Genomic DNA, 23,520 nt, shown 5'->3' with positions numbered 1-23,520 from the left:
ACCGCCTCAGGCCCGGAACGAGGCGAGCCGGATGCCGGCGCCTTCGAGCTTTTCCCGCACGGCGCGGGCGGTGGCGACCGCATCGGCGGAATCGCCGTGGACGCAGACCGAGCGGATCGGCGTCGGCAGGCGGGTGCCCTGCGCCGTCACGATCGCGCCGGATTCCACCATCGCGAGGACGCGGCTCGCCGCCTCCTCCGCGCTCTCGATCATTGCGCCGGGTTGGCCGCGGGCGATGAGCTGCCCGTCCTCTGTGTAGCCGCGGTCGGCGAAGATCTCCTGGTGGATCTCGAGGCCCGCCGCCTCGCCGGCCGGCACCTGCGCGGTGAGGGCGATGGCGAGCAGCGCGAGGTCGCGGTCGACGGCCCGCACCGCCCGGGCGATGGCGTCGGCGACCACGCGCTCGGCGGCGGCGAGGTTGGCGAGCGCCCCGTGCGCCTTCACGTAGGTGACGCGGTGGCCGGCGTAAGTCGCGAGCGCCTGCGCGGCCCCGACCTGGTAGGCGACGAGGCGCTCGATCTCGGGCGGGTTGAACGGCATCCGCCGCCGCCCGAAGCCCCAGAGGTCGGGGAAGCCCGGATGGGCTCCCACCGCGACGCCGTTCGCTTTCGCGCGCGCGAAGGTTTCGGCCATGATCTCGGGGTCGCCCGCATGCATCCCGCAGGCGACGTTGGCCGAGGTGACGATGCCGAGCATCGCCGCGTCGTCGCCGCAGGCGTAGGCGCCGAAGCCCTCGCCGAGGTCGGAGTTCAGGTCGACGCTCGCCATGTCCGCTGCTCCCGTCCCGTCGCTGGTCACGCCGCCGCCGGCATTGTCACGGCCGGGATCGCCCCGTCTGCGTCGAGCTCGCGGCCGGCGGTCTCGGGGAGCAGGAGGGCCGCCAGGATCACGAGGCAATAGGCGCTGGCCGCCACGACCCCGATGGCGATGCCCAGCTTCAGCGATCCGGACAGATGCGCGACCAGCGCCGGGCAGGCCGCCCCGGTCGCCCGGCCGAAATTGTAGCAGAACCCCTGCGCCGACCCCCTGACGCGGCTCGGGAACAGCTCGCTGAGGTAGGCGCCCATGCCGGAGAAGACGCCGGACAGGAAGAAGCCGAGCGGAAAGCCCAGGAACAGCATCGCCGTGTCGGTGATCGGCGCCAGGGTGTAGCCGAGCACGAGCAGGCCGGCGCAGAACCCGAACAGGATGAAGCCCTTGCGGCGGCCGATCCGGTCGGAGAGGTAGGCGCTCGTCAGGTAGCCGAGGAAGGAGCCGAAGATCAGCATCAGCAGGTAGCCACTGGTGTTGAGCACCGAGAGGTTGCGCTCGGTCTTGAGATAGGTCGGCAGCCAGGTCGTGACGGCATAGTAGCCGCCCTGCATCCCGGTGGCGAGGAGGCTCGCGAGCGCCGTCCGGCCGATGAGGTCTCGGGAGAAGATCTCCAGGAAGTTGCCGCGGTCGCCGACCGCGTGCATGGCCGAGCGGGTCTGCCGGTAGACCTCCGGATCCTCGATGTTGCGGCGGATCCAGAAGATCAGCACCGAGGGCACCGCCCCGATCCAGAACAGGATGCGCCAGCCGGACGCCGGCTCGACCAGGGCGAAGACCGCCCAGAAGGCGATGGCTGCGACGGCCCAGCCCACCGCCCAGCTCGACTGGACGAGGCCGACCGCCTTGCCGCGGTAGCGCGCCTGGATCGTCTCGGCGATCAGCACCGAGCCGACCGACCATTCGCCGCCGAAACCGAAGCCCTGCATGGCGCGGGTGAACAGCAACTGCTCGTAGGAATGCGTGAACCCGGACAGCACCGTGAACACGGTGAACCACAGCACGGTCCCCTGTAGCACGACGACCCGCCCGTACCGGTCGGCGAGGATGCCCGCGGCCCAGCCGCCCACCGCCGAGGTGACGAGCGCGGCGGTGGCGATGTTGCCGGCCTGGACCGTCGTCAGCCCCCACACGATCACCAGCGTCGGTATGAGGAAGGTGTAGATCATGTAGTCGAAGGCATCGATGCCGTATCCGGCGAAGGCGGCGGCCAGGACGCGTCTTTCCGGCGGGCTCGTGTCTTTCAACCACATGGCATTGCTCACGTTCTCGGGTGGGATCGGGTCATGTCTTCATGGTGCGTGTCGGCGCGCCGGCTCGCCGAAGCATGCGGCGGCTTCAGCGAAGCCGGGTTTGGCCTCAGCGGTACGGCAGGTCCCGGTTCAATAGGTCGGTGATCAGCATCAGGCCGGGGGCGTGGGTGATGCACAGCGGCAGGCGCGCGGCCATCGCCACCGCCTGGGGCGTCACCCCGCAGGCCCAGAAGACCGGGATCTCGTCGGGCGCGATGTCGATCGCGTCGCCGAAATCCGGCTTGGCGATGTCGGCGATGCCGATCAGGCTCGGGTCGCCGAGGTGGACGGGGGCGCCGTGCACGGCGGGCACCCGCGCCGTCACCTGCACCGCCTTGATCGCGTCGGCCGCCCGCATCGGCCGCATCGAGACCACGAGCGGTCCGTGGAACGGGCCGGCGGGCTGGGTCGGGATCGACGTCTTGTACATCGCGACGTTGCGCCCTTGCGCGACGTGGCGAAGGGGGATGCCGGCTTCGATCAGCGCCGACTCGAACGAGAACGAGCACCCGAGGACGAAGGTCACGAAGTCGTCGCGCCACAGGGGCGTCAGGTCGCCCACCTCGGCGACCTTCTCGCCGTCCTCGTAGACGACGTAGCCCGGCACGTCGGTGGCGAGGTCCAGGTCGGCGCCGAGCGCGGGGAGGTCGCGGGCGCCGGGCCGGGAGACGCCGAGCACCGGGCAGGGCTTCGGGTTCTGCTGGCAGAAGGTCTGGAAGTCCTGCGCCAGCGCCTGCGGCAGGATCATCAGGTTGCCCTGGACGTGGGCCGGAGCGAGGCCGGACGTGTGCCCGCGCCATTCCCCGTTTCGGATGGCGCGCCGGGCCGCGCGCGCATCCGCATAGGCGGCGGGGGAAGGGTGGAAATGCAGGGTCACCGCACGCCTCCTGATCTCGACGCCCGGAGGGCGCGGGCATCGACCCGATCGGGTCTCTGCCGTCTCGATAGGCAGGTTCGCATCGCGCTTCTTTCCGCGCCAATCGTCATTGCGAATGAGGCGCGATAACCTCGCCTTATCGGCCAGCGGCCCGATCCGCTTATCGGCCCGCGGCCCAATCCGCGGCGACCTCCTGCGCGATGCGCGCGGCGGCGGCGACGAAGTGCGCGTCGGGACGCTTGGCGAAGGTGGCGGTGAAGTTCAGGTCCGAGAGGGATTGCTCGGCGGGCAGGATCCGCAGCGCCCCGGCCGCCAGCTCGTCCCGGACGACGGCCGGCGGAATCACGCAGATCCCCAGCCGCTCGATCCCCATCTTCACGATCGTCGCCAGCGACGCGCTGGTGTGGATCTGGCTGGGCAGCAGGTTCGCCCGAAGCACGAGGTCGCGCAGCTCGACGTAGGGGCCGGTGTTCCGGGGGTAGGTGATCAGGGGATGGCGGATCAGCGCCCCGAGGCTCAAGGGCCCATCCTCCGGCACCAGCCCCGGCGCGGCGATCCAGGCGACCGGGATGCTGAAGAGCGGCCGGTTGGCGAGGCTCGGCAGGGTGATCGGCCCGACGAGGAAGGCGAGGTCGATCTCGTTGGCGGCGAGCGCCGCCTGCATGTTCGGCGAGATGTCGACGGCGATGTCGACGCTGATCCCCGGCAGGGCCGCCCGCATCCGCTCGATGAACCGCGACAGCTAGAGGTGGACGATCGTCTCGGAGACGCCGAGCCGCAGCGTCCCCATCGTGCGGCCGGTTTCCGCCAGGGCCGCCCCCATCTCCGCCTGGAGCGACAGGAACCGCTCGGCGAACCCGAACAGCACCCGCCCGCGCTCCGTCAGCGCGACGTCGCGGCTGCGGCGCTCGAACAGCGTGCCGTATTCGTGCTCCAGCGCGGCGATGCGCTGCGACACGGCGGGCTGGGTCGTGTTCACCTGCTCGCTCGCCCGGCGGAAGCTGGACAGCGTCGCGACCCAGTAGAAGACCTCGAGGCTCCGGAAATCGGCCATCTCGCAACAATCCGGCGCTGGTCCCGGCGCTCGTGCGCAGGCGAGGAACCAAGCATATCGCGCGCCGCCGGGGCGGGCGAGCCAAGATGTCTCTCGTGACGACATGGAAACGCCGACGACGCAGGCACCGGCGGTGTGCCGATGCCTGCGTCGTCCTGTCGTCAGGATCTACCGAGGGCGGATCAGCCGTCGTTCTTGGTGAGCGAGATCGCCACGAAGCGGGTCACGCCCTTGCTGCTCTTCACCCGCATCAGCACCGCCTTGCGTCCGCTCGCCTCGGCCGTGCGGATCTGCTCGGCGACGTCGGAGGGGCGCGTCACGCTCTTGCCGGCGACGTCGAGGATGACGTCGCCCTGCTCGATGCCCTTGGCGGCCGCCGGGCCGTCCGGGTCGACCTGCACCACCGCGACGCCGCTGTCGGACAGGCCGACCTCGGAGGCCGGCGCCAAGCCGAGGCCGAGCCGCGGCTGGCCGCCGGACATCCCGGTATCCGACGAGGCCACCTTCGACCCGTCGGTCGGGAGCGCGCCGAGCGTGATCGTCGCGTTGTCCGACTTGCCGCCGCGCAGGTAGGCGATCTCGACCTTCGCGCCGGGCTTCAGGCCGGCGATCTTGCGGGACAGCTCCTTCGCGTCGTTGATCGGGTTGCCGTTGACCGACTCGATCACGTCGCCGGACTTGAGGCCGGCCTTGGCCGCCGGCGTCCCGTCCTCGGCGTGGTCGATCAGCGCGCCCTTCGGCTTGGCCATGCCGAGACCCTCGGCGATGTCCTGCGTCACCGGCTGGACCTGCACGCCGAGGTAGCCGCGGGCGACCTTGCCGTCGGTCTTGAGCTGGTCGACCACCGCCTGCACGGTCTCGGACGGGATGGCGAAGGCGAGGCCGACGCTGCCGCCCGACGGCGAGGCGATAGCGGTGTTCACGCCCACGACCTCGCCGTTGACGTTGAAGGTCGGGCCGCCGGAATTGCCCTTGTTGATCGGCGCGTCGATCTGCAGGAAGTCGTCGTAGGGGCCGGCGCCGATGTCACGGCCGCGGGCCGAGACGATGCCCGCGGTCACCGTGCCGCCGAGGCCGAACGGGTTGCCGATCGCCACCACCCAGTCGCCGACCCGCGGGGCCGCCTTGCCGAACTGGACGTAGGGGTAGCTGCCGGAATCCTTGATCTTCAGGAGCGCGATGTCGGTCTTGGAATCCTTGCCGATCACCTTGGCGTCGAGCGTCCGGCCGTCGTCGAGGGTCACCTGCACCGTCTTGGCGTGATCGACGACATGGTTGTTGGTGACGACGTAGCCGTCGGCCGAGATGATGAAGCCGGAGCCGACGGCGCCGCGCGGGCCCTGGCGCTGCGGCTGCATGCCGGGCGGGCCGCCGTTCTGGCCGTTCTGGCCGAAGCGCTTGAAGAATTCGCGCAGCTGCGGCGGGACGTTCTGCAGGTTCTGGCCCTGCTGGTTGCCCGGGCCTTCCTCGTCGTCGCTGGAGGCGGAGTCGTCGAGCTTCACCTTCACCGAGACGACGCCCGGCTTCACCTTGTCGACGATGTTGGCGAACGAGCCCGGCGGGTGCTCCGGCGCGGCGATCGGCGTCTGCGGCAGCGCCTGGGCGAAGGCCGGGGTGGCGGCGGGCAGGTAGCCGCTGCCGACGGCGCCGCCGGCGATGAGGGCGGCGGCCGCGACCGAGGCCAGGGCCCGGCGGCTGTATCGGGCGGAGGTGCGGGTCTGGGGAACGGACATGCGATAGGTCTCCAGGAGAAATCGTCTGCGCCGCCGGCGTCAGCGGGCGATGCGTTCGTTCTAGAGACCGGCGCCTCACCCGCCCGTGACCGGCGCATTACCGTTTCGACAGATTCGCCGGTCCGCCCTCGGCGGCCGCCGGCATCACGGAACCGCCGTCACCCCGGAGCGCCATTCGAGGTCGAGGATGAGCCCGCCCGGCAGCGTCGCGATCACCGGCGCCACCGGCAGCCCGGCGGCGTTGACGAGCCCGGCGGTCCAGTGGTTGCACACGTTCGTCCAGGAGAAGCGGCCTGCGCCCCTGTAGAACAGGCTCGGCCCGTAGAGGCCGGGACCGACGTCGACCGGATGGCCGTCGACGCGGGCGAAGCTCGCCTCGAGCCGCGCGACGAGCCGCTCAAGGCCGGCGGCCGAGACCGGCACCGCCAGGATGTCGGCGCGGGGAAAGCTCGTGCGCGGGTCCGCATCGAGGCCGACCACCTGGATCACCCCGTCGCTGCCGCCGGGCGTGAACAGCGCATCGAGTGCCAGCCGCCAATCGAACTCCGCGAGCGTGGGCGTCGCGGCGTAGAACCGGGCCTCGCCCCAGCCGAATTCGAGGGTGGGATAGGCGCGGAACCGCACGGCGATGTCGCGCAACGCCGAGCCGGCGCCGGGCCCGGTCAACGCCGCGGTCGGCAGCGCGACGCCGCTGTGCCAACCGTGGCTGACCACGTAAATCACCTGCGCCGCCGCCTTTGGCGGATACAGCGCCGGGTCGCCCGGCCGCGCCGTGAGGATCACGGCGAGGACGAGCAGGGCGACGAGGACGGCGAGCCCTTGTCCCAGCCGTTTCCGGATCATCGGCGTTGCCGCGCCGGGTCGGCGTCAGGCGTGCTCCGGGATCGGGATAGCCGAATAATCGTGCGTCGCCCCCGCCTTCGACAGGTCGTGCGAGGTCTGGAGGTTCATCCAGAATTGCGGTGTCGTCGCGAAACGGCGGCCGAGCCGGATCGCGGTATCCGCCGTCACGCTGCGGCGGCCCCGAATGATGTCGGTCAGCCGGTTGGCTGGAACCGCGATGTCCGCGGCAAGCCGCGACGCGCTCAAGCCGAGGGGAAGAAGGTATTCTTCGTTCAGGATGGTGCCGGGATGCGTGGAAATGCGCGGCATCGGGATGCTCCGGTCCGACCTAATGATCATCGACGATCTCGACATCTTCGGCGCCTGCCGCCGTCCAACGGAAGCAAAGGCGCCACTGATCGTTGATGCGGATGCTCCACTGACCCTTCCGATCGCCGCCCAGCTTCTCCAGACGATTGCCCGGCGGGCTGCGAAGATCGCCCACTGCGACGGCCGCGGCGAGCATGTCGAGCTTCCGCAGCGCCGGTTCGATGATGGCGTGCCATGCCCGCCGCTCGATGCCGTCTTCGTAGAGCGCCTGCGTATGACGGCCGCGGAACGACCCGATCATCGAGACCCACGATATGATACGAGGTACGTATCATATATTTCGGCTGACCGCCAAGGGGTGATCCTCAGTTCGCCTCGCTCAACCGCGCCAGCGCCTCGTGAAGCTTGGCCAGCCGCTCGGCCTCGGCCTCGCGCCGCTCGCGGCTCTCCTCGATCACCTCCTCGGGGGCGCGCGCCACGAAGTCGGCGTTGCCGAGCTTGCCGTCGAGCTTCTTGATCTCGCCTTCGGCCTTGGCGGCCTCCTTCTTCAAGCGCGCCACCTCGGCGCCGAGGTCGACGATCCCTTCCAGCGGCAGCGCGGCGACGCTGCCGCGCACGAGGAGCTGCGCCGCGTTTCGCGGGGCGGCGTCGGCGAAGCCGATCTCGGACAGGCGGGCGAGCCGCACCAGCGTGTCGTGCCAGGTGCCGACGCGCGCCCGCACGCCTGCGTCGGCGCCGACGATCACCAGCGGGACCTGGGCGCCCGCGGGCACCCCGGTCTCGGAGCGGGCCGAGCGCACCTCGGAGACGAGGTCGACGACGAAGCCGATCTCGGCCTCGGCCTCGGCATCCGCCAGCCCCGACAGGTCGGGCCAGGATTGGAGCGTGAGCAGGCCGCGGTTGGCGATCGCCTCGCCCTTGATCGCCCACAGCTCCTCGGTGAGGAACGGCATGAACGGATGCAGGAGCTTGGCGATCTGGTCGATGATGAACGCGATGGTGGCTTGCGTCTCCGCCTTCAGCCCGGCCTCGACGCCCTCGCCCTGAAGCACGGGCTTGGCGAGTTCGATCGTCCAGTCGCAGAAAATGTTCCAGACGAAGCGGTAGGCCGCGGCCGCCGCGTCGTTGAAGCGGTAGGCCTCCAGGGCTGCCGTGACCTCGGCGACCGCGCGCGCCGCCTCGCCGAGCGCCCAGCGGTTCAGCGGCTCCCGCACCGCTTTCGGGTCGAAGGCGGGATCGAGGGCGCAGCCGTTCATCTCGGCGAACCGCGCGGCGTTCCAGAGCTTGGTCGCGAAGTTGCGGTAGCCCTCGACGCGGGCCGGGCTGAGCTTGATGTCCCGCCCCTGCGCGGCGAGCGCCGTCAGGGTGAAGCGCAAGGCGTCGGCGCCGTACTGGTCGATCAGCCCGAGCGGATCGACGACGTTGCCCTTCGACTTCGACATCTTGGCGCCGGAGGCGTCGCGCACCAGCGTGTGCAGGTAGACCGTGTCGAACGGCACGTCGTTGGTGACGTGCAGGCCGAGCATCATCATCCGCGCGACCCAGAAGAACAGGATGTCCTTGCCGGTGACGAGCGTGTTGGTCGGGTAGTAGCGCGCGAGTTCCGCGGTCTTCTCCGGCCAGCCGAGCGTCGAGAACGGCCACAGGGCGGAGGAGAACCAGGTGTCGAGGACGTCCTCGTCGCGGACGAGATCGACCGCGCGGCCCTGCTTCTCCGCGGCCTGTGCCTGCGCCTCGGCCTCGGTGCCGGCGACGTAGACGCCGCCATCCGCATCGTACCAGACCGGGATCTGGTGCCCCCACCAGAGCTGGCGCGAGATGCACCACGGCTCGATGTTCTCGAGCCACTGGAAGAACGTCTTCTCCGAATTCTCCGGCACGAAGCGGGTGCGCCCGTCGCGCACCGCCTGCAGCGCGCGCTCGGCCAGCGGCTTCACGTTCACGTACCACTGGTCGGTGAGGTAGGGCTCGATCACCACGCCCGAGCGGTCGCCGTGTGGGACGGCATGGGTGTTGGCCTCGATCTCCCGAAGGCGCCCTGCCGCTTCCATCAGCGCGACCACGGCCTTGCGGGCCGCGAACCGGTCGAGGCCGTGGAGGGCCAGCGCCTCCGCATCCGGGTTCGCGTCGGCCAGGAAGTCGGCGTTGCCGTCGAGCGCGATCCGCGCCTCGCTGTCCAGGATGTTGATCGGGCGGCAGCCGTGGCGGCGGCCGACCTCGAAGTCGTTGAAGTCGTGCGCGGGCGTGATCTTGACCGCGCCGGTGCCCTTCTCCGGGTCCGAGTAGTCGTCGGCGACGATCGGGATCAGGCGGCCGACCAGCGGCAGGCGCACGTAGCTGCCGACGAGCGCGGTGTAGCGCTCGTCCTCCGGGTGGACCGCCACCGCCGTGTCGCCGAGCATCGTCTCGGGGCGCGTCGTCGCGACGGTGATGATCGCCCCGGTCTCGGCGCCGGCCTCGTCCACCACCGGATAGTCGAAGTGCCAGAGGTGGCCCTTCACCTCGACCTGCTGGACCTCGAGGTCCGAGATCGCGGTCTGGAACTTCGGGTCCCAGTTCACGAGGCGCTTGTCGCGGTAGATCAGCCCCTGGGCATGCAGGTCGACGAAGACCTTCGTGACCGCGCGGACCATCTGCTCGTCCGGCGCCCCGCGCTCGCCCATGGTGAAGCGCTCGCGCGACCAGTCGCAGGAGGCGCCGAGCCGCTTGAGCTGCGAGACGATGGCGCCGCCCGATTCCGCCTTCCAGGCCCAGACCTTGTCGAGGAAGGCCGCGCGGCCGATCTCGCGGCGGCCGGGCTCCTGCGCCTCCGCCATCCGGCGCTCGACCACCATCTGCGTGGCGATGCCGGCATGGTCCATGCCCGGCTGCCACAGCACGTCGCGGCCGCGCATCCGCTCGAAGCGGGCGAGGATGTCCTGCAGGGTGTTGTTGAGCGCGTGGCCGATATGCAGCGATCCCGTCACGTTCGGCGGCGGGATGACGATGCAGTAGGGCTCGGCGCCGGCCCGGTCCGGGCGCCCGGCGCGGAAGGCGTCGGCGTGCGTCCACGCGGCGCTCGCGCGCGCCTCGGCGCCGGCCGGGTCGAAGGTCTTGTCCATCATGGGCGGGTGATCGCGGGTCCGTCTTGGAATTTCGAGCCCGCTTTCAACCCGTCTCGGGCCTCCCGTCAACACGGGGCCCGTCAGCGGCCGCGGGCGACCCGCTCGATCTCGACGCGCACCAGCCGCTCGACCATCACCGGCAGGTTGTCGTCGAGCCACGCCTTGAGCATCGGCTTCAGCATGTCCTGGACGAGGTCTTCCAGGCTGCGCGCGTTCTGGCTCGACACGGTGTTGGCGAGCAGGTTGAAGGCCTGGTTCACGCTGGCGCCGGCCGCCGAGGAGATCAGCGGCGCGGTCTCCGCCTCAGGTTCGGGTTCATATGCCGGCTCCGGACGGCGTGCGGGCTGGGGCGCGGCCGCACGCAGCGCGGGGGGCGGCTCGGGCTCGGGTTCCACCTCCAGCGCGTCGAAGTCGATCGCGTCGAAGTCCAAGGCCTCGAGTTCGAGCGGAGCGGGCTTCGCGGCCGGGCGCGGCGGTGGTGCCGGCTCGTCCATGTCGGCGAGGTCGAGCACGTCGTCGTTCTCGTGCGTGGGCGGCCGGACGGCGGCCGGCTCCGGCGGCTTCACGGCCTGGTCGTCGGCGATGATCCGGCGGATCGAGGCCAGGATCTCCTCCATGGAAGGCTCGTGCGCCTTCTCCGTCGCCTTGTCCTGGATCTTGGGGCTCGCTGCACTCATCCGGACGGCGCTCGAAAACGTGAGAGGAACGGAAAACACCTATCCGATGGAGTATTCCACGCTGCGCTCGCACGACAAGCGCAGCGGAAGCACAGTCCTCGGGAAATCACGTCCCGGTCGCCGCATTCTGGTCGGCCGGGCCTGCCGGGCTCCCCGCAGGGGAACCCGCGCGATTCGCGTCGCCTCAGCGGCCATCCGGCGAGCGCACGCCGTACCACAGGTCCTTGACCTGGTCGTAGTGGACCTTGGCGCTGTAGGCAGCCACCGGTACCGCGGTGTAGCGAGCCGTCAGGCGACCGATCGCCTGGACCACGCCGTAGGAGAAGATCACCCGGTCGCGCTGGGCGGTGATGAGGTTCACCCGGGAGACGAGCAGTTCCTGCTGCGCGTTCAACACGTCGAGGGTCGTGCGCTGCCCGACGCGGGCCTCTTCGCGCACGCCGTTGAGGGCGACCTCGTTGGCCTGAACCTGGGCCTGGGCCGCGATCACCTGAGCCTTGGCCGCCTCCAGGCGGCCCCAGAAGTCCACAACCTGGGCGCGGACCTGGTCGCGGACGAGGTCGGCCTGGATGCGGGTCTGGCCGACCACCTCCTTCTGCTGGCGGATCTGCGCGTATTCCTGTCCGCCCTGGTAGAGCGGGATCGTCACGCGGCCGACGATCGACGCGGACACGAAGTTGTCGCCGGGGAAAGTCTGGTCGTAGCGCTGCTGGACGCTGCCCTGCAGGCCGACCGTCGGGTAGAGGGCGCCTTCGAGGACCTTGACCTGCGCCTCGGCCGCGTCGACCGCATGCAGCGCCGACAGGATCTGCGGGTGCTCCTGCAGGCCGATGGCGATCGCCGCATCGAGGCTGGCCGGGACGTAGCGGTCGAGGGGGCGGCCGGGGGCGAGCTGACGCGGCTCGACGCCGATGTTCTGGCGATAGGTGCCGATGCTGGTGCGCAGGTTCGATTCCGCGACGCTGACCTGCGAGCGGGCGCCGGCGAGGCGGGCCTCGGCCTGGGCGACGTCGGTTCGGGTGACCTCGCCGACGTTGAAGCGGTCCCGGGTCTGGCGGAGCTGCTCCTCGAGCACCTCGACGTTGTTGCGGTTCAGCTCCAGGGTCGCGGTGTTGCTGAGCACGTTCATGTAGGAGGTGACGCCACTGTACAGCACCGTCATCTCGGTGGAGCGCAGGCTCTCGCGCTGGCTGTAGACGTTCGACTCGGCGCGGCGGGTGTTGTTGTCGGTCTGGAACCCGTTGAACAGCGTCTGGTTGACCGTGAGCCCGGCGCCTCCCGGCGTCGTCGTCACGGCGAGCTGCTGGCGGGAGACGCGGCCTTCGAGGTAACTCTGGCCGATGTCAGCGCTGATGGCCGCGGTCGGCCGGTAGCCGGACTTCGCGATCGCGACGCCCTCGTCGGTGGCGCGGACGTTCGCGCGGCTGGCATTGAGCTGCGGGTTGCCGCCATAGGCCTTCGCGAGCGCCGATTCGAGCGTCTCGGACGCCGCCGGACCAGCCGCCAGCCCGGCTGCGACGGCGAAGCCGGCCAGCCGAAGCGCGGGGCGCGTCGCAGGTTTGCGTTGTGTCACGTCGATCAGCCCTTGCGGTTTCTCGAAGACCATCTCGTCCGTCTTGCGACGGATGCCGCGCTTGCACGCCGGCCCGGTCACGCCCGCCCTGGGGCGAACCTTAGCCTATTCGTTAAGACCTGGCCCAGGCCAACGGGCGGCCTGCCCCCAAATCGTTCCGACGTGGCGCATAAAAGCGACACCCCCGGCGCGCGACCGGGGTGCACCGACGCGCCGCTCAGAACGCGAAGCCGGCCTCTTCGCGGAACGCCGCGAGGCCCGGCAGGGCGGCGTCGAACAGCGGGCGGGCGCCGAAGGCATCGCCGGCGCGGACGAACAGGGTCGCCTTCGCCGACTTGTCGCGTCCGAGCACGCAGACGAGGCGGCCCTCGTCCTTGAGCTGGTCGAGGAGCGCCTGCGGGCGGACCTCGACGCGGCCGTTGATCAGGATCGCGTCGTAGGGGCCGGCCTTGGGCTGGCCCTCGGTGAGCGGTCCTTCCGCCACCTCGACCTGCGTCCCGGCGAGCCGTGCCCGCGCCGCCTCGGCCAGGGCGGGATCGACTTCGAGGGCCGTGACCCGGCCGCCGAGGCGCGCCATCAGGGCGGCGGCGTAGCCGTATCCGGTGCCGACATCGAGCACCCGCGTGCCGTTGCCGACGCGCAGCGCCTGGATCATCCGGGCGAGCAGCATCGAGGCCGGCATGTAGCGGACGTCGCCCTCGCTGCCGCCGAGCTTCAGATTCTGGTCGATGTAGGCGAAGGGCTCCGCCCCCGGCGGCACGAAATCCTCGCGCGGCACCGCGTCGAACGCGTCGAGCACCGTGATGTCGTTCACGTCGAAAGTCCGGAGCTGGCAGTCGACCATCAGGCGTCGGGCCTGCGCGTAATCGAGCATGGAGACGGGTTCCTCGACGCGGTTCGATCGTTCCGGTTTCGCCGAGCGCCGGCTCGACGCCGCGCTCACGCTTCCGGATCAGCCGGTTTCTCGGGGATCGGATGCCAAAAGGCAAGGTTGCGCCGGGCCGGCCTGCCGCGCGCGGGTGCGTTCGTCAGGGCATCCGCGCCGACGGGTGACGGGGCGGGGCTGCTGTTTCCCGGTCGCGGCGCCGGCCCTCGCTTTGGCGGCGCATGTTGTGAATAACGTATGCGATTGCGAACGGGAGCCGGCGCGGCGCGCCTTCATCCCGCCGAGCCTGCATCCGCCGAACCTACATCCTGCCCAGCCTGGGAGACGCCGCGTGACACCCGTCCTGAGCCGAAGCCTCGCCGCCCTGGCGATGACCTGCCTCGCCCTGCAGGGCGCCGCGGCGCAGCAGCCGGCGAGCCCCGCCCCCGCCGCGCCCCCCGTCGATAAGGGCTCGGCGCTCTTCGGCCGGCCCGAGGGCGGGGACGCCGCCAAGCTTGCACCGATCGCCGCGCCGCCGCTCGCCACCGCCCTGGCCAAGCTTCCCCTCGACAAGCTGATCGTGCCCGAGGGCTTCAAGGTCGAGGTCTACGCCAGCGGTCTCGCCAACGCCCGCTCGATGCGCCAGAGCCCGGACGGGACGCTGTTCGTCGGCACCCGCGCGGTCGGCAAGGTCTACGCGATCCCGGCAAAGGTCGGGCCGGACGGGAAGCGCGAGGTCAAGACCATCGCCACCGGCCTGCACCGGCCGAACGGGCTCGCGTTCCACGAAGGGTCGCTGTTCGTGGCCGAGCTCTCGAAGATCTGGCGCTACGACGGCATCGAGGCCCACCTCGACGACGTGCCGAAGCCGGTGCTGGTCTACGACGACCTGCCTAAGGACGAAGCGCACGGCTGGAAGTTCATCGCCATCGGCCCCGACGACAAGCTCTACGTGCCGGTGGGATCGCCCGGCAACATCACGATGCCGCCCGACACCCATGCCCAGATCCGGCGGATGGACCTCGACGGCAAGAACGTCGAGGTGGTCGCCCGCGGCGTGCGCAACACCGTCGGCTTCGACTGGAACCCCACGACGAAGCAGCTCTGGTTCACCGACAACGGCCGCGACTGGGTCTCGGAGGACATCCCGAACGACGAGCTGAACGTGCTGACCGAGCCCGGCAAGCAGCATTTCGGCTTCCCGTACTGCCACCAGGGCACCTTCACCGACCCGGAATACGGCTGGGGCCATTCCTGCGCCGAGTTCACGGCGCCGGCGGCCCTGCTCGGCCCGCACACCGCCTCGCTCGGCCTGCGCTTCTACACCGGCGCGATGTTCCCGGCGGACTACAAGAACGCAATGTTCATCGCCCGGCACGGCTCGTGGAACCGTACGCGCAAGCTCGGCGGCGACGTGGTGGTGGCGCGGCTCGGACCCGACGGCAAGGTCGCCTCCGTCGAGCCGTTCCTTACCGGCTTCCTGCAGGACAACACGTATGTCGGCCGCCCGGTCGACGTGCTGGTCGCCCAGGACGGCGCGCTCCTGGTCTCGGACGACTACAACGGCGCGATCTACCGGGTCAGCGCCGCGAAATGATCCGATCGCTCGCCCCCGCGCTCGCCCTCGCGACGCTCCTCCTCGGGGCGGCCTCGTCCGCTCCGTTGGGTGAGCGCCTCGCACCCTGCCTCGCCTGCCACGGGGCGCAGGGCACCTCCGAGACCGAGGGCGTGCCCTCCCTCGGGGCGCAACAGGCCGACTACGTCGTCACGCAGCTGTTCCAGTTCCGGGAGCGGCAGCGCGAGGCGGCGCCGATGAACGAGATGGCCGCCGGTCTCTCCGACGACGACCTGCGCGCCTTCGCCGATGCCCTGGCCGCTTTGCCCGCACCGGTCGCCGCGGGCGGGCCGCCCGATCCGGCGCTCGCCGCGCGGGCGCAGGCGCTCGTGTCCAAGCACCAGTGCAACTCCTGCCACGGTGCCGACCTCGCCGGACGCGACGCGCTCCCGCGCATCCGCGGCCAGCGCGAGGACTATCTCAAGGCGGCGCTCGCGGCGTATCGCTCGAACGCACGACCCGGCTACGATCCGGCGATGAACGAGGTCGCGCAGACGCTGAAGGACGACGAGATCGCCGACCTCGCCGCCTACATCGCGCGGCTCTGAGCCGACCTTCGGCGCGCTCGGCCCGTCAGCTCTCGCCGCCTGTCAGCTCCTACGGTCCGCCGCGACCGGCCCCTGCGCGGTGGCGAGGAAATCGGGCTTCAGCTCCAGGGCGAGGAAGCGGGCCGGGTCGACCGGGCCCGGAAGGACCAGCTGCCCGGCCGGCACCGGGCGGAACCCGAAGCGGGCGTAGAACGGCGCGTCGCCGACGAGGATCACGAGGCCCTCGCCGGCCTGCGTCGCCGCGGCCAGGCTCGCCTGCATCAGCGCCGTGCCGACGCCGCGGCCCGAGAAGCTCGGGTCGACGGCCAGCGGCCCGAGCGCCAGGAAGCCGATGCCGCCGGCCGTCACCGGCGCCATCCGCACCGAGCCGACGAGGAAGCTGCCGACGGACGCCGTGACGCTGAGGTCGGCCCGATGCGCGGCGCCCTCGCGGAGCCGGAAGGCGGTGCGCGCGTAGCGCCCCGGCCCGAACGCGCGGGCGTGCAGCCGCTCGATCGCGTCGTGATCGTCGGGCGTCTCGGGGCGGATGACGAGGGAGAGGGCTGTCACGATGTCCGCCGTAACAGGTTTCGCGCCGCGCCGCAGCCGCTACTCGGCGGCGGCGAGGCCCGGCCGCGCGTCGCCCCGCACCAGCCGGTAGAAGCCGAAGGCGGCGACCCAGATCAGCGCGCCGAAGGCCGCCGCCATCCCGAGCACGAGGGGGAAGCCGCCGCGATCGTGCAGGAGGGCGATGACCGGGACCACGAAGCCGCTCGCGGTGAAGCCCACGAAGTAGCGCAGGCTGTAGGCCTTCGCGCGCTGGTGCGCCGGGACGTAGCGGGCGATCATCGCGTCGTTGATGACGACCTGCCCGTAGATCGCGGCGATCGCCAGCACCACCCCGAGCAGCAGCAGCGGACCCGTGGTCGCCGCAGCGATCCCGAGGCCGACCGGCTGCAGCACCGAGAGGCCGAGGAACAGGCTCGGAAGGCCGAAGCGGTCGACGAGGCGGCCCATCAGCAGCTGGGTCATCGCGCCGAACACGAACACGGCGGTGGCGATCGAGCCGATCGAGGTGAGCGACAGGGCCTGCCCGACGCCCTCGTCGATCACCTTCGGCAGCGAGATCGTGGTGACGTTGAAGGTGATGCCGCCGGCGAAGATCGCCACGCCGAACATCGCCAGCAGGGCCATCGGGCGCGTCACCGGGATGACACCCGCCGCGCCGGCCTTGCGCGCCTCGCCGTCGCCGTCGCCCGGCACCATCGCGACGAAGGCCGCGCCGCAGGCGAGGCACACGAGGCCCGGCACCACGAAGGCGGCCCGCCAGCCCAGCGTCGTCGCGAGCAGCGCGGTCGCCCCTGAGGCCGACGCCGCGCCGAAATTGCCCCAGACCCCGTTGATGCCGAGGTCGCGCCCGAGCCGCCGTGCATGGGTCACGAGCATGCTGGAGCCGACCGGGTGGTAGATCGCCGAGGCGAGGCCGAGCACGCAGAGCCAGACCGCGAAGGCGGTGGGGCTCGTTGCGCTCGCGACCCCGAGGCATGACAGGCCGTAGGCGAAGAAGAACACGGCGAGCATGTTGCGCCGGCCGAAGCGGTCGGCGAGCGAGCCCATCGGCAGCGAGCACAGGCCGAAGGCGACGAAGGCGCCGGTGGCGAGCCCGATCAGCTCGCCGTAGCCGAGGCCCGTCTGGCTCGCGATGGCGATCACCGCGGTCGGGTAGATCAGCAGCACGAAGTGGTCGAGGGCGTGCGCGACGTTGACGAAGCGCAGGGTGCGGCTGGAGAGGTCTTCCGGGCTCATCGCGGCATGTCCTTCGGGATCGTCGCTCGATAGCCTGACCCGATGGACGGCGTCGGGCCGCAGATGTACACTACCAGGCCATTCTGCGAGGGTGCGCGGTGCCGTTGCGATCGACCGACGCCGCCGACTACCAGACCGTGCCTCGCGCGGTCGCGGTGATGCCGAAGACCTTCGCCGCGGCGAGTCGGACCGACCGGCACTTCCACCCGCGTGCGCAGCTGCTCTACGCCACCGCCGGGCTGATGATGGCGTCGGCCGACGACGGCACCTGGGTCGTGCCGGAGGGGCACGCGCTGCTGATCCCGCCGCGCCTGCCGCATGCGGTGGCGATGCATGGGGCGGTGGCGATGTGCTCGGCCTACCTCGATCCGCGCGCCTTCGCCGCCGTCCCGGAACGCTGCCGGGTGATCGCGGTCTCGCCGCTGCTGGCCGCGGCTTTGGCGGCGCTGGCCGAGGAGCCGGTGCTGTACGACGAGGCGGGCCGCGGCGGGCATCTCGCCGCCCTGGTGCTCGACGAGATCGGCCACGCGCCCGAGACGCCGTTGGCCCTGCCGCTCCCGCGCGACCCGCGCCTGCGCCGGGTCTGCCTCGGGCTGATCGCCGACCCGGCCTGCGCCGAAGACCTCGACGCCTGGGCGGAGCGGGCCGGGGCGAGCCGGCGCACGCTGACCCGCGGCTTCCGCCGCGAGACCGGCCTCAGTTTCGGCGACTGGCGGGCGCGGGCGCGGGTGATCCGCGCGCTGGCGCTCGCCGCCGACGGCCGCCCGGCCGGGCACGTGGCGGCGGCGGTGGGGTATCGCAGCCGCCACGCCCTGCGCGCGACGGTCGGGCGGGTGCTGGGCGCGGACGGCCCGCGGCCCCATAATCCTGGCTGACCGACCGGAGGCCAGACCATTGCTGTACGAACTCGCCGCGCTCTCGTGTCCGCTGAACGCGCTCGGACGAGCCTCCGAGGGGGCGGCCGCCTGGGTCGGCGCGCCCGAGGCCGGCGGCACGCTGCTCGGGAGCTGGCGCACGGAGATCGGGATGCTCGGCCGGCTCCTGATCCTGCGCGGCTTCGAGGCGCCCGAGGACATGAGCGCCGAGCGCCGCCGCGCCCTGACCAGCGCGAACCCGTTCCATGCCGGCGCCGTCGTCACCGCCTTGGAGATGGACAGCTATGCGGCCTTCCCGTTCCTGCCGCCGGTGCGGACCGGAGCGCGGGGCGCCGTCTACGAGTTCCGCACCTACCGTCTGAAGCCCGGCGGCCTGGCGCCCACGCTGGACGCCTGGGAGGCCGCGGTCCCGCCGGCCAAGCCCTACACGGACCACCTCGTGATCAACATGTACGCCCTCGACGGCGCACCGCGGATCACCCACGTCTGGGGCTTCCCCAGCCTGGAGGAGCGGGCGTCCCTTCGCCGGGCGGCGCAGGGCTCCGGGCACTGGCCGCCGAAGGGCGGCCCCGACCACATCGCCGAGGCCGTCTCCAGCATCGGGCTGCCCGAGGCTTGGTCGCCGCTGACGTGAGGACCGCTCAGGTGGCCCGGGCGGAAAAGTCGATGCGCGGGTCGATCCAGACGTAGATCAGGTCGGAGAGCAGGTTCACCGCGAGCCCGAGCAGCGAGAAGATGTACAAGGTCGCGAACACCACCGGGTAGTCGCGCCCGACGATAGCCCGGAACGAGAGCTCGCCGAGGCCGTCGAGCGAAAAGATCGTCTCGATCAGCAGCGAGCCGGTGAAGAAGGCCGAGATGAAGGCGCCGGGAAAGCCCGCGATCACGATCAGCATCGCGTTGCGGAAGACGTGGCCGTAGAGCACGCGTCGCTCGGAATTGCCCTTCATCCGCGCGGTGAGCACGTATTGCTTGCGGATCTCGTCGAGGAACGAGTTCTTGGTGAGCAGGGTCGAGGTCGCGAAGGCGCCGATCACCAGCGCGGTCAGCGGCAGCACCATGTGCCAGGCGTAGTCGGTGACCTTGTGCCAGGTCGTGAACGTCTCCCAGCCTTCGCTGGTCAGGCCGCGCAAGGGGAACCACTGGAAGAACGACCCGCCTGAGAACAGGATGATCAGCATCAGCCCGAACATGAACCCGGGCACCGAGTAGCCGACGATCACGACGAACGAGGTCCAGCGGTCGAAGCGCGCCCCGTCCGAGACCGCCTTGCGGATGCCGAGCGGGATCGAGATCGCGTAGGACAGCAGCGTCATCCACAGCCCCAGCGAGATCGAGACCGGCAACCGCTCCTTGATCAGCTCGATGACGGTGACGTCGCGAAAGTAGCTGCGCCCGAAATCGAAGCGGACGTAGTCCCAGAGCATCTTGGCGAAGCGCTCGGGCGCCGGCTTGTCGAAGCCGAACTGCTTCTCGAGCTTGGCGATGAAATCGGGGCTCAGCCCCTGCGCGCCGCGGTAGCGCGAGCTCGCCTCGCCGCCGGAGGCCGGCCGGCTCGCGCCGCCGAGGTCGCCGGTGCCGCCGGTGACCCGCGAGAGCGTGCCGTCGCCCTGCCCCTGCATCTGCGCGAGCACCCGCTCTACCGGCCCGCCGGGGGCGAACTGCACGATGGTGAAGGTGATCAGCATGATCCCGAACAGGGTCGGGATCATCAGGCCGATGCGGCGCAGGACATAGCCGAGCAAGGAAGGGTTCTCCTGTGTCGCCGAAGGCCGGGCCTCGACGGTCTGGCGCCTCGGTTCAGTCCCGGCCGATGCGCCGGGCCTTGTCGGCGTCGAACCACCACACCGCCGGCGCGCCGAGATCGTATTTCGGCCCCTCCGCGGGGTGGCCGTAGACGTCCCAGAGCGCGAGCCGGTGCGTGCCGGCATACCACATCGGCACCCAGTAGCGCCCGGCGCGCAACACGCGGTCGAGTGCCCGGCAGGCGGCGTCCAGCGCCTCGCGCGATGTCGCGTCGGCGATCGCGGTGAGCAGCGCGTCGATCGCCGGGTCGGCGATGCCCGACAGGTTGTTGGAGCCGGGCGTCGCGGCCGAGCGCGACCCGTAGGTCTCGCGCAGCTCTGCGCCCGGGGTCATGCCGCTGGCGTAGCGCCGCGAGGTGATGTCGAAGTCGAAGTCCTTGAGCCGCGACTGGTACTGCGAGGCGTCGACGGTGCGGATCGTCGCCCGGATGCCGAGCAGGCCGAGGTTGCGGATGAAGGGGTGGGTGTGCGGCTCCAGCGCCGGGCTCGAATCGAGGAACTCGATCGTGAACGGCTTGCCGCCGGGCAGCGTGAGCAGGCCGCCGTCGCGGGTGCAGCCGGCCTCGCGCAGCAGCGCGTCGGCGCGCTTGAGCAGCGCCCGGTCCTGCCCCGACCCGTCGGAGGTCGGCGGCGTCCACGGCTCGCCGAACACCTCCGCCGGCAGGTCGTTCCGCAGGGACCCGAGCAACGCCAGCTCCGCGGGCGAGGGCGTGCCGACGGCCTTCAGGATCGAGTTCTCGAAGAACGAGGCCGTGCGCACGTAGGCGCCGAACATGATGTTCTTGTTCGTCCATTCGAAGTCGAAGCACAGGCCGATCGCCTCGCGCACCCGCGGGTCGCGGAAGGCCGGCCGCCGCGTGTTCATCCACCAGCCCTGCGTGCCCGAGGGCCGGGCATCCGGCACGGTGGTGCGCACGACCCGGCCTTCGTTCGCCGCCGGGAAGTCGTAGCCGGTGGCCCAGACCCGCGCGGTAAACTCCTCGCGGAAGGTGAAGGCGCCGCCCTTGAACGCCTCGAAGGCGACGTTGCGGTCACGGAAATACTCGTACCGGATCGCGTCGAAGTTGTTCTGCCCGACCATCGCCGGCAGCTCCGCGGCCCAATAGTCGCGGACCCGCTCGAACTCGATCGATCGCCCGACGTCGACGCGCCCCACCTGATACGGGCCGGAGCCGAGCGGCGGTTCCAGGGTGGAGGCCGAGAAGTCGCGTTTTCCGTAGTAGGCCGCGGAGAAGATCGGCAGTTGCGCGATCGTGAGCGGCAGGTCGCGGGCGCGGCCGGGTGCGAAGGTGATCACCACCGTCGCGTCGTCGGGCGCCGTCGCATCGCGCATGTCGCGGATCACCTCGGAAATCTCGGGGTGGCCCTTCTCGCGCAGCAGCTTGAGGCTGAACGCCACGTCCTTCGCCGTCAGCTTCGCGCCGTCGTGGAAGCGCGCCTGCGGCCGCAGGGTGAAGGTGTAGGTCAGCCCGTCGTCGGATACCGCCACCGACCGCGCGACGAGGCCGTAGAGCGCGTCCGGCTCGTCCAGCGCCCGCAACATCAGGCTGTCGAAGGTGAGGTTCATGCCGGCGGCCCCCTCCCCCTGCAGCACGTAGGCGTTCAGGGTGTTGAAGGTGTCGGCCGCCTGGTTGCCGAAGGTCTGGCTCAGCTGCGACGAGAACCGCCCGCCGCGGGGCGCCATCGGGTTCACGTAGTCGAAGCGCTGGAAGTCCTTCGGGTACTTCAGCTCGCCGAAGCTCGACATCCCGTGCGATGCCACGGTTTGGGCGACCGAGCCGCGCGGCAGAGCCGCGGCGACGCCGAGCGCGCCCGCCCCGAGGACGAGCGAACGGCGGGAGACCCGGCTCAACGCGGCGCCCCGGTCTTGGCGGCCGCCGCCTCGTCGTACCACCACGTCGTCGGGAAGCCGGACGAGCCGTAGAGCGGCAGGACGGCCGGATGCGCGAACCGGTTCCAGCGCAGGGTCCGCGAGACGTTCGAGGCCCATTGCGGCACGACGAAGTCGTGGGACAGCAGCACCCGGTCCAGTGCATGGGTCGCCGCCAGCACGCCGGGCCTGTCTTTGGCAAAGATCACCTTCTCGATCAGCGCGTCGATCGCGGGATCCTTGATGCCGATGAGGTTGCGCGAGCCGGGCTTGTCGGCAGATGCCGAGCTCCAGTACTCGCGCTGCTCGTTGCCCGGCGAGAGCGATTCCGGCCAGGAGCCGGTGGTGACGTCGAAGTCGAAGTTGCGCAGCCGGTTCTGGTACTGCGCCTGGTCGATCACTCGCAGCGAGGTGCCGACGCCGATGAGCTTGAGCTGCGCCGAGAACGGCAGGATCACCCGCTCGAAGGTGTTCTGGAACTCCAGGAATTCGACGGTGAGCGGCTCGCCCGTCGCCTTGTTCACCATGCGCCCGTCGCGCTGCTCGTAGCCGGCCTCGCGCAGCAGGCGCACGGCCTCGCGCAGGTTCGTGCGCACGGCCTCCGGCGTCTCGCTCACGGGGTTCTTGTAGGGCGTGGTGAAGACGGACGGCGGCACCTTGTCCTTCACCGTGTCGAGCAGCGCCTTCTCCTCGCCCTCGGGCATGCCGGAGGCGGCGAGCTCGGAGCCGTAGAAGTACGAGTCGATGCGCTTATACAAGCCGTAGAACAGCGCCCGGTTCATCTCCTCGAAGTTCATCGCAAGGTTGAAGGCGCGCCGCACGCGCGGGTCCTTGAACTTGTCCTTGCGGGTGTTGAAGATGAACGCCTGCATGTTGCCGTTGCCGCGGTCGGGGAAGGCCTCCTTGATCAGGCGGCCGTCCTTCACCGCGGGGAAGTCGTCGTAGGCGGTGGCCCAGTTGCGGGCGATGTTCTCGGCGCGGAAGTCGTAGAGGTCGCCCTTCAGCGCCTCGACCAGCACCGTCCCGTCGCGAAAATACTCGTAGCGCTGGGTGCCGAAGTTGTTGCGCCCGGCATTCACCGCCAGGTCCTTGCCCCAGTAGTCGGCGACGCGGACATAGGTCGCCGAGCGGCCGGGATCGAATTTATCCAGCTTGTACGGGCCCGATCCCAGCGGCGGCTCCAGCGTCGTCTCGGCGACGTTGCGCTGGCGCCCTTGTGCGTCCTTGCCCGTCCACCAGTGCTTGGGCAGCACGGGGAGCTGCCCGATCACCTGCGGCAACTCGCGGTTGCCGGTCTCGGTGAAGGTGAAGGTCACCTCGCGCGGGCCGGCGGCTTCCGCCTTCGCCACGGTCTGGTAGTAGGCGGCGTAGCGCGGGCTGTTCGCCTTGAAGGTCTCGAACGACCAGACCACGTCCTCGGGGGTGACCGTGACGCCGTCGTGCCACTTCGCGTTCTCGCGCAGGCGGTAGGTCACCGAGCCGAGGTCGGGCGCGACCCGAAGCGCCTCGGCCAGCAGGCCGTAGGAGGTGAAGGGCTCGTCGAGGGATTCGGTGGTAAGCGTGTCGTAGAGCAGCGCGATCCCGCCTTCGAGGTCGCCCTTCAAGCCCGAGACCACGAGGTTGAAGTTGTCGAACCCGCCCTGCGCCCCGAGGCGCACGAGGCCGCCCTTGGGGGCGCCTGGGTCGGCGTAGTCGAAATGCTTGAAGTCCGGGCCGTATTTCGGCTGGCCCATCAGCGTCACCGCGTGGACCCAGCCGGCGCCGGCCGCCGGGGGCGCCGGCTCGGACTGCGCGCCCGCGGGGCCTGCGATGCACGAGAGCGTCAGGGCGGCGGCCAAGGTGGCGGCGAAGAAACGTCCGATCACGGGATGCGCTGTCACGAGGG

The 23,520-nt window shown here is 70.7% G+C and carries 22 protein-coding genes; 4 read left to right on the top strand and 18 right to left on the bottom strand.

Features of this window, described 5'->3' with window-relative positions; all coding sequences use genetic code 11:
• Positions 1 to 6 precede the first annotated feature (6 nt).
• From FV226_RS07390 to FV226_RS07335, 13 genes are all read right to left on the bottom strand, one after another.
• A complete protein-coding gene (locus FV226_RS07390) occupies positions 7 to 768 on the bottom strand; it encodes a 5-oxoprolinase subunit PxpA (RefSeq protein WP_147762390.1) in 762 nt (253 codons plus the stop codon).
• Between the two features lie 26 nt (positions 769 to 794).
• On the bottom strand, positions 795 to 2,063 hold the full coding sequence (locus FV226_RS07385) for an MFS transporter (RefSeq protein WP_147762389.1): 1,269 nt from the start codon (positions 2,061 to 2,063) through the stop codon (positions 795 to 797).
• A gap of 106 nt (positions 2,064 to 2,169) precedes the next feature.
• Entirely contained in the window at positions 2,170 to 2,979 is an 810-nt protein-coding gene (locus FV226_RS07380) for a putative hydro-lyase (RefSeq protein WP_147762388.1), read from the bottom strand.
• Between the two features lie 160 nt (positions 2,980 to 3,139).
• Positions 3,140 to 3,709 (bottom strand): substrate-binding domain-containing protein, encoded by a 570-nt coding sequence (locus FV226_RS28535; RefSeq protein ID WP_281406028.1) that lies wholly within the window; start codon positions 3,707 to 3,709, stop codon positions 3,140 to 3,142.
• Between the two features lie 12 nt (positions 3,710 to 3,721).
• A complete protein-coding gene (locus FV226_RS28530; protein WP_246691519.1) occupies positions 3,722 to 4,033 on the bottom strand; it encodes a LysR family transcriptional regulator in 312 nt (103 codons plus the stop codon).
• A gap of 182 nt (positions 4,034 to 4,215) precedes the next feature.
• Positions 4,216 to 5,766 (bottom strand): trypsin-like peptidase domain-containing protein, encoded by a 1,551-nt coding sequence (locus FV226_RS07370; protein ID WP_147762387.1) that lies wholly within the window; start codon positions 5,764 to 5,766, stop codon positions 4,216 to 4,218.
• 144 nt (positions 5,767 to 5,910) lie between these two features.
• Positions 5,911 to 6,609: a DUF2459 domain-containing protein gene (locus tag FV226_RS07365; protein WP_147762386.1), complete on the bottom strand. Its 699-nt coding sequence runs from the start codon at positions 6,607 to 6,609 to the stop codon at positions 5,911 to 5,913.
• A 24-nt stretch (positions 6,610 to 6,633) separates the two neighbouring features.
• Positions 6,634 to 6,918: a HigA family addiction module antitoxin gene (locus FV226_RS07360; protein WP_147762444.1), complete on the bottom strand. Its 285-nt coding sequence runs from the start codon at positions 6,916 to 6,918 to the stop codon at positions 6,634 to 6,636.
• A 19-nt stretch (positions 6,919 to 6,937) separates the two neighbouring features.
• Positions 6,938 to 7,219 carry a type II toxin-antitoxin system RelE/ParE family toxin gene (locus FV226_RS07355; RefSeq protein ID WP_147762385.1) on the bottom strand — a complete coding sequence of 94 codons (282 nt, stop codon included), beginning with the start codon at positions 7,217 to 7,219 and terminating at the stop codon, positions 6,938 to 6,940.
• Between the two features lie 64 nt (positions 7,220 to 7,283).
• Positions 7,284 to 10,022, bottom strand: coding sequence for a valine--tRNA ligase (locus FV226_RS07350; RefSeq protein ID WP_147762384.1), 2,739 nt, complete (start codon positions 10,020 to 10,022; stop codon positions 7,284 to 7,286).
• Between the two features lie 80 nt (positions 10,023 to 10,102).
• Positions 10,103 to 10,699: a DUF2497 domain-containing protein gene (locus FV226_RS07345; RefSeq protein WP_187278715.1), complete on the bottom strand. Its 597-nt coding sequence runs from the start codon at positions 10,697 to 10,699 to the stop codon at positions 10,103 to 10,105.
• Between the two features lie 184 nt (positions 10,700 to 10,883).
• Positions 10,884 to 12,305, bottom strand: coding sequence for a TolC family outer membrane protein (locus tag FV226_RS07340; RefSeq protein WP_147762383.1), 1,422 nt, complete (start codon positions 12,303 to 12,305; stop codon positions 10,884 to 10,886).
• Positions 12,306 to 12,489: 184 nt separating this feature from the next.
• Positions 12,490 to 13,146 carry a protein-L-isoaspartate O-methyltransferase gene (locus FV226_RS07335; RefSeq protein WP_147762382.1) on the bottom strand — a complete coding sequence of 219 codons (657 nt, stop codon included), beginning with the start codon at positions 13,144 to 13,146 and terminating at the stop codon, positions 12,490 to 12,492.
• A 382-nt stretch (positions 13,147 to 13,528) separates the two neighbouring features.
• Between FV226_RS07335 and FV226_RS07330 the strand changes: the two genes are divergently transcribed.
• Together FV226_RS07330 and FV226_RS07325 are read left to right on the top strand one after the other, a co-directional pair.
• Positions 13,529 to 14,734: a sorbosone dehydrogenase family protein gene (locus tag FV226_RS07330; RefSeq protein ID WP_147762442.1), complete on the top strand. Its 1,206-nt coding sequence runs from the start codon at positions 13,529 to 13,531 to the stop codon at positions 14,732 to 14,734.
• On the top strand, positions 14,731 to 15,300 hold the full coding sequence (locus FV226_RS07325; protein ID WP_147762381.1) for a c-type cytochrome: 570 nt from the start codon (positions 14,731 to 14,733) through the stop codon (positions 15,298 to 15,300). Before FV226_RS07330 ends, FV226_RS07325 begins: the two co-directional genes overlap by 4 nt.
• A 42-nt stretch (positions 15,301 to 15,342) precedes the next feature.
• Here the strand turns inward: FV226_RS07325 and FV226_RS07320 are convergent, their stop codons facing one another.
• Positions 15,343 to 15,849, bottom strand: coding sequence for an N-acetyltransferase (locus FV226_RS07320; protein WP_147762380.1), 507 nt, complete (start codon positions 15,847 to 15,849; stop codon positions 15,343 to 15,345).
• 39 nt (positions 15,850 to 15,888) lie between these two features.
• A complete protein-coding gene (locus FV226_RS07315; RefSeq protein WP_147762379.1) occupies positions 15,889 to 17,085 on the bottom strand; it encodes an MFS transporter in 1,197 nt (398 codons plus the stop codon).
• A gap of 104 nt (positions 17,086 to 17,189) precedes the next feature.
• Here FV226_RS07315 and FV226_RS07310 point away from each other — a divergent pair, with 104 nt between their 5' ends.
• Complete coding sequence (locus FV226_RS07310; protein ID WP_246691525.1) at positions 17,190 to 17,960, top strand: helix-turn-helix transcriptional regulator; 771 nt, start codon at positions 17,190 to 17,192, stop codon at positions 17,958 to 17,960.
• 19 nt (positions 17,961 to 17,979) lie between these two features.
• The gene (locus tag FV226_RS07305) at positions 17,980 to 18,594 is read left to right on the top strand and encodes an NIPSNAP family protein (RefSeq protein ID WP_147762378.1); all 615 of its coding nucleotides are present in this window, start codon (positions 17,980 to 17,982) and stop codon (positions 18,592 to 18,594) included.
• Between the two features lie 7 nt (positions 18,595 to 18,601).
• On the opposite strand, the gene FV226_RS07300 is transcribed toward FV226_RS07305, so the two are convergent.
• Genes FV226_RS07300 through FV226_RS07290 form a run of 3 tightly spaced genes read right to left on the bottom strand, consistent with a single transcriptional unit; the run spans position 18,602 to position 23,515 of the window.
• Positions 18,602 to 19,705: a microcin C ABC transporter permease YejB gene (locus FV226_RS07300; protein WP_147762377.1), complete on the bottom strand. Its 1,104-nt coding sequence runs from the start codon at positions 19,703 to 19,705 to the stop codon at positions 18,602 to 18,604.
• Positions 19,706 to 19,760: 55 nt separating this feature from the next.
• Complete coding sequence (locus tag FV226_RS07295) at positions 19,761 to 21,617, bottom strand: extracellular solute-binding protein (protein ID WP_187278714.1); 1,857 nt, start codon at positions 21,615 to 21,617, stop codon at positions 19,761 to 19,763.
• A complete protein-coding gene (locus FV226_RS07290) occupies positions 21,614 to 23,515 on the bottom strand; it encodes an extracellular solute-binding protein (protein WP_147762376.1) in 1,902 nt (633 codons plus the stop codon). The genes FV226_RS07295 and FV226_RS07290 overlap by 4 nt, the downstream gene beginning before the upstream one ends.
• Positions 23,516 to 23,520: the final 5 nt, after the last annotated feature.

Source organism: Methylobacterium sp. WL12, from assembly GCF_008039475.1.
Lineage (GTDB): Bacteria > Pseudomonadota > Alphaproteobacteria > Rhizobiales > Beijerinckiaceae > Methylobacterium > Methylobacterium cerastii.
This window is presented reverse-complemented; position numbering and strand designations above follow the sequence as displayed.

Bases quoted from the DNA above. Each gene is read 5' to 3' on its own strand.
- FV226_RS07390 (WP_147762390.1), bottom strand. From the start codon at position 768: ATGGCGAGCGTCGACCTGAACTCCGACCTCGGCGAGGGCTTCGGCGCC.
- FV226_RS07385 (WP_147762389.1), bottom strand. From the start codon at position 2,063: ATGTGGTTGAAAGACACGAGCCCGCCGGAAAGACGCGTCCTGGCCGCC.
- FV226_RS28530 (WP_246691519.1), bottom strand. From the start codon at position 4,033: ATGGCCGATTTCCGGAGCCTCGAGGTCTTCTACTGGGTCGCGACGCTG.
- FV226_RS07370 (WP_147762387.1), bottom strand. From the start codon at position 5,766: ATGTCCGTTCCCCAGACCCGCACCTCCGCCCGATACAGCCGCCGGGCC.
- FV226_RS07365 (WP_147762386.1), bottom strand. From the start codon at position 6,609: ATGATCCGGAAACGGCTGGGACAAGGGCTCGCCGTCCTCGTCGCCCTG.
- FV226_RS07360 (WP_147762444.1), bottom strand. From the start codon at position 6,918: ATGCCGCGCATTTCCACGCATCCCGGCACCATCCTGAACGAAGAATAC.
- FV226_RS07355 (WP_147762385.1), bottom strand. From the start codon at position 7,219: ATGATCGGGTCGTTCCGCGGCCGTCATACGCAGGCGCTCTACGAAGAC.
- FV226_RS07350 (WP_147762384.1), bottom strand. From the start codon at position 10,022: ATGATGGACAAGACCTTCGACCCGGCCGGCGCCGAGGCGCGCGCGAGC.
- FV226_RS07345 (WP_187278715.1), bottom strand. From the start codon at position 10,699: ATGAGTGCAGCGAGCCCCAAGATCCAGGACAAGGCGACGGAGAAGGCG.
- FV226_RS07340 (WP_147762383.1), bottom strand. From the start codon at position 12,305: ATGGTCTTCGAGAAACCGCAAGGGCTGATCGACGTGACACAACGCAAA.
- FV226_RS07335 (WP_147762382.1), bottom strand. From the start codon at position 13,146: ATGCTCGATTACGCGCAGGCCCGACGCCTGATGGTCGACTGCCAGCTC.
- FV226_RS07330 (WP_147762442.1), top strand. From the start codon at position 13,529: ATGACCTGCCTCGCCCTGCAGGGCGCCGCGGCGCAGCAGCCGGCGAGC.
- FV226_RS07325 (WP_147762381.1), top strand. From the start codon at position 14,731: ATGATCCGATCGCTCGCCCCCGCGCTCGCCCTCGCGACGCTCCTCCTC.
- FV226_RS07315 (WP_147762379.1), bottom strand. From the start codon at position 17,085: ATGAGCCCGGAAGACCTCTCCAGCCGCACCCTGCGCTTCGTCAACGTC.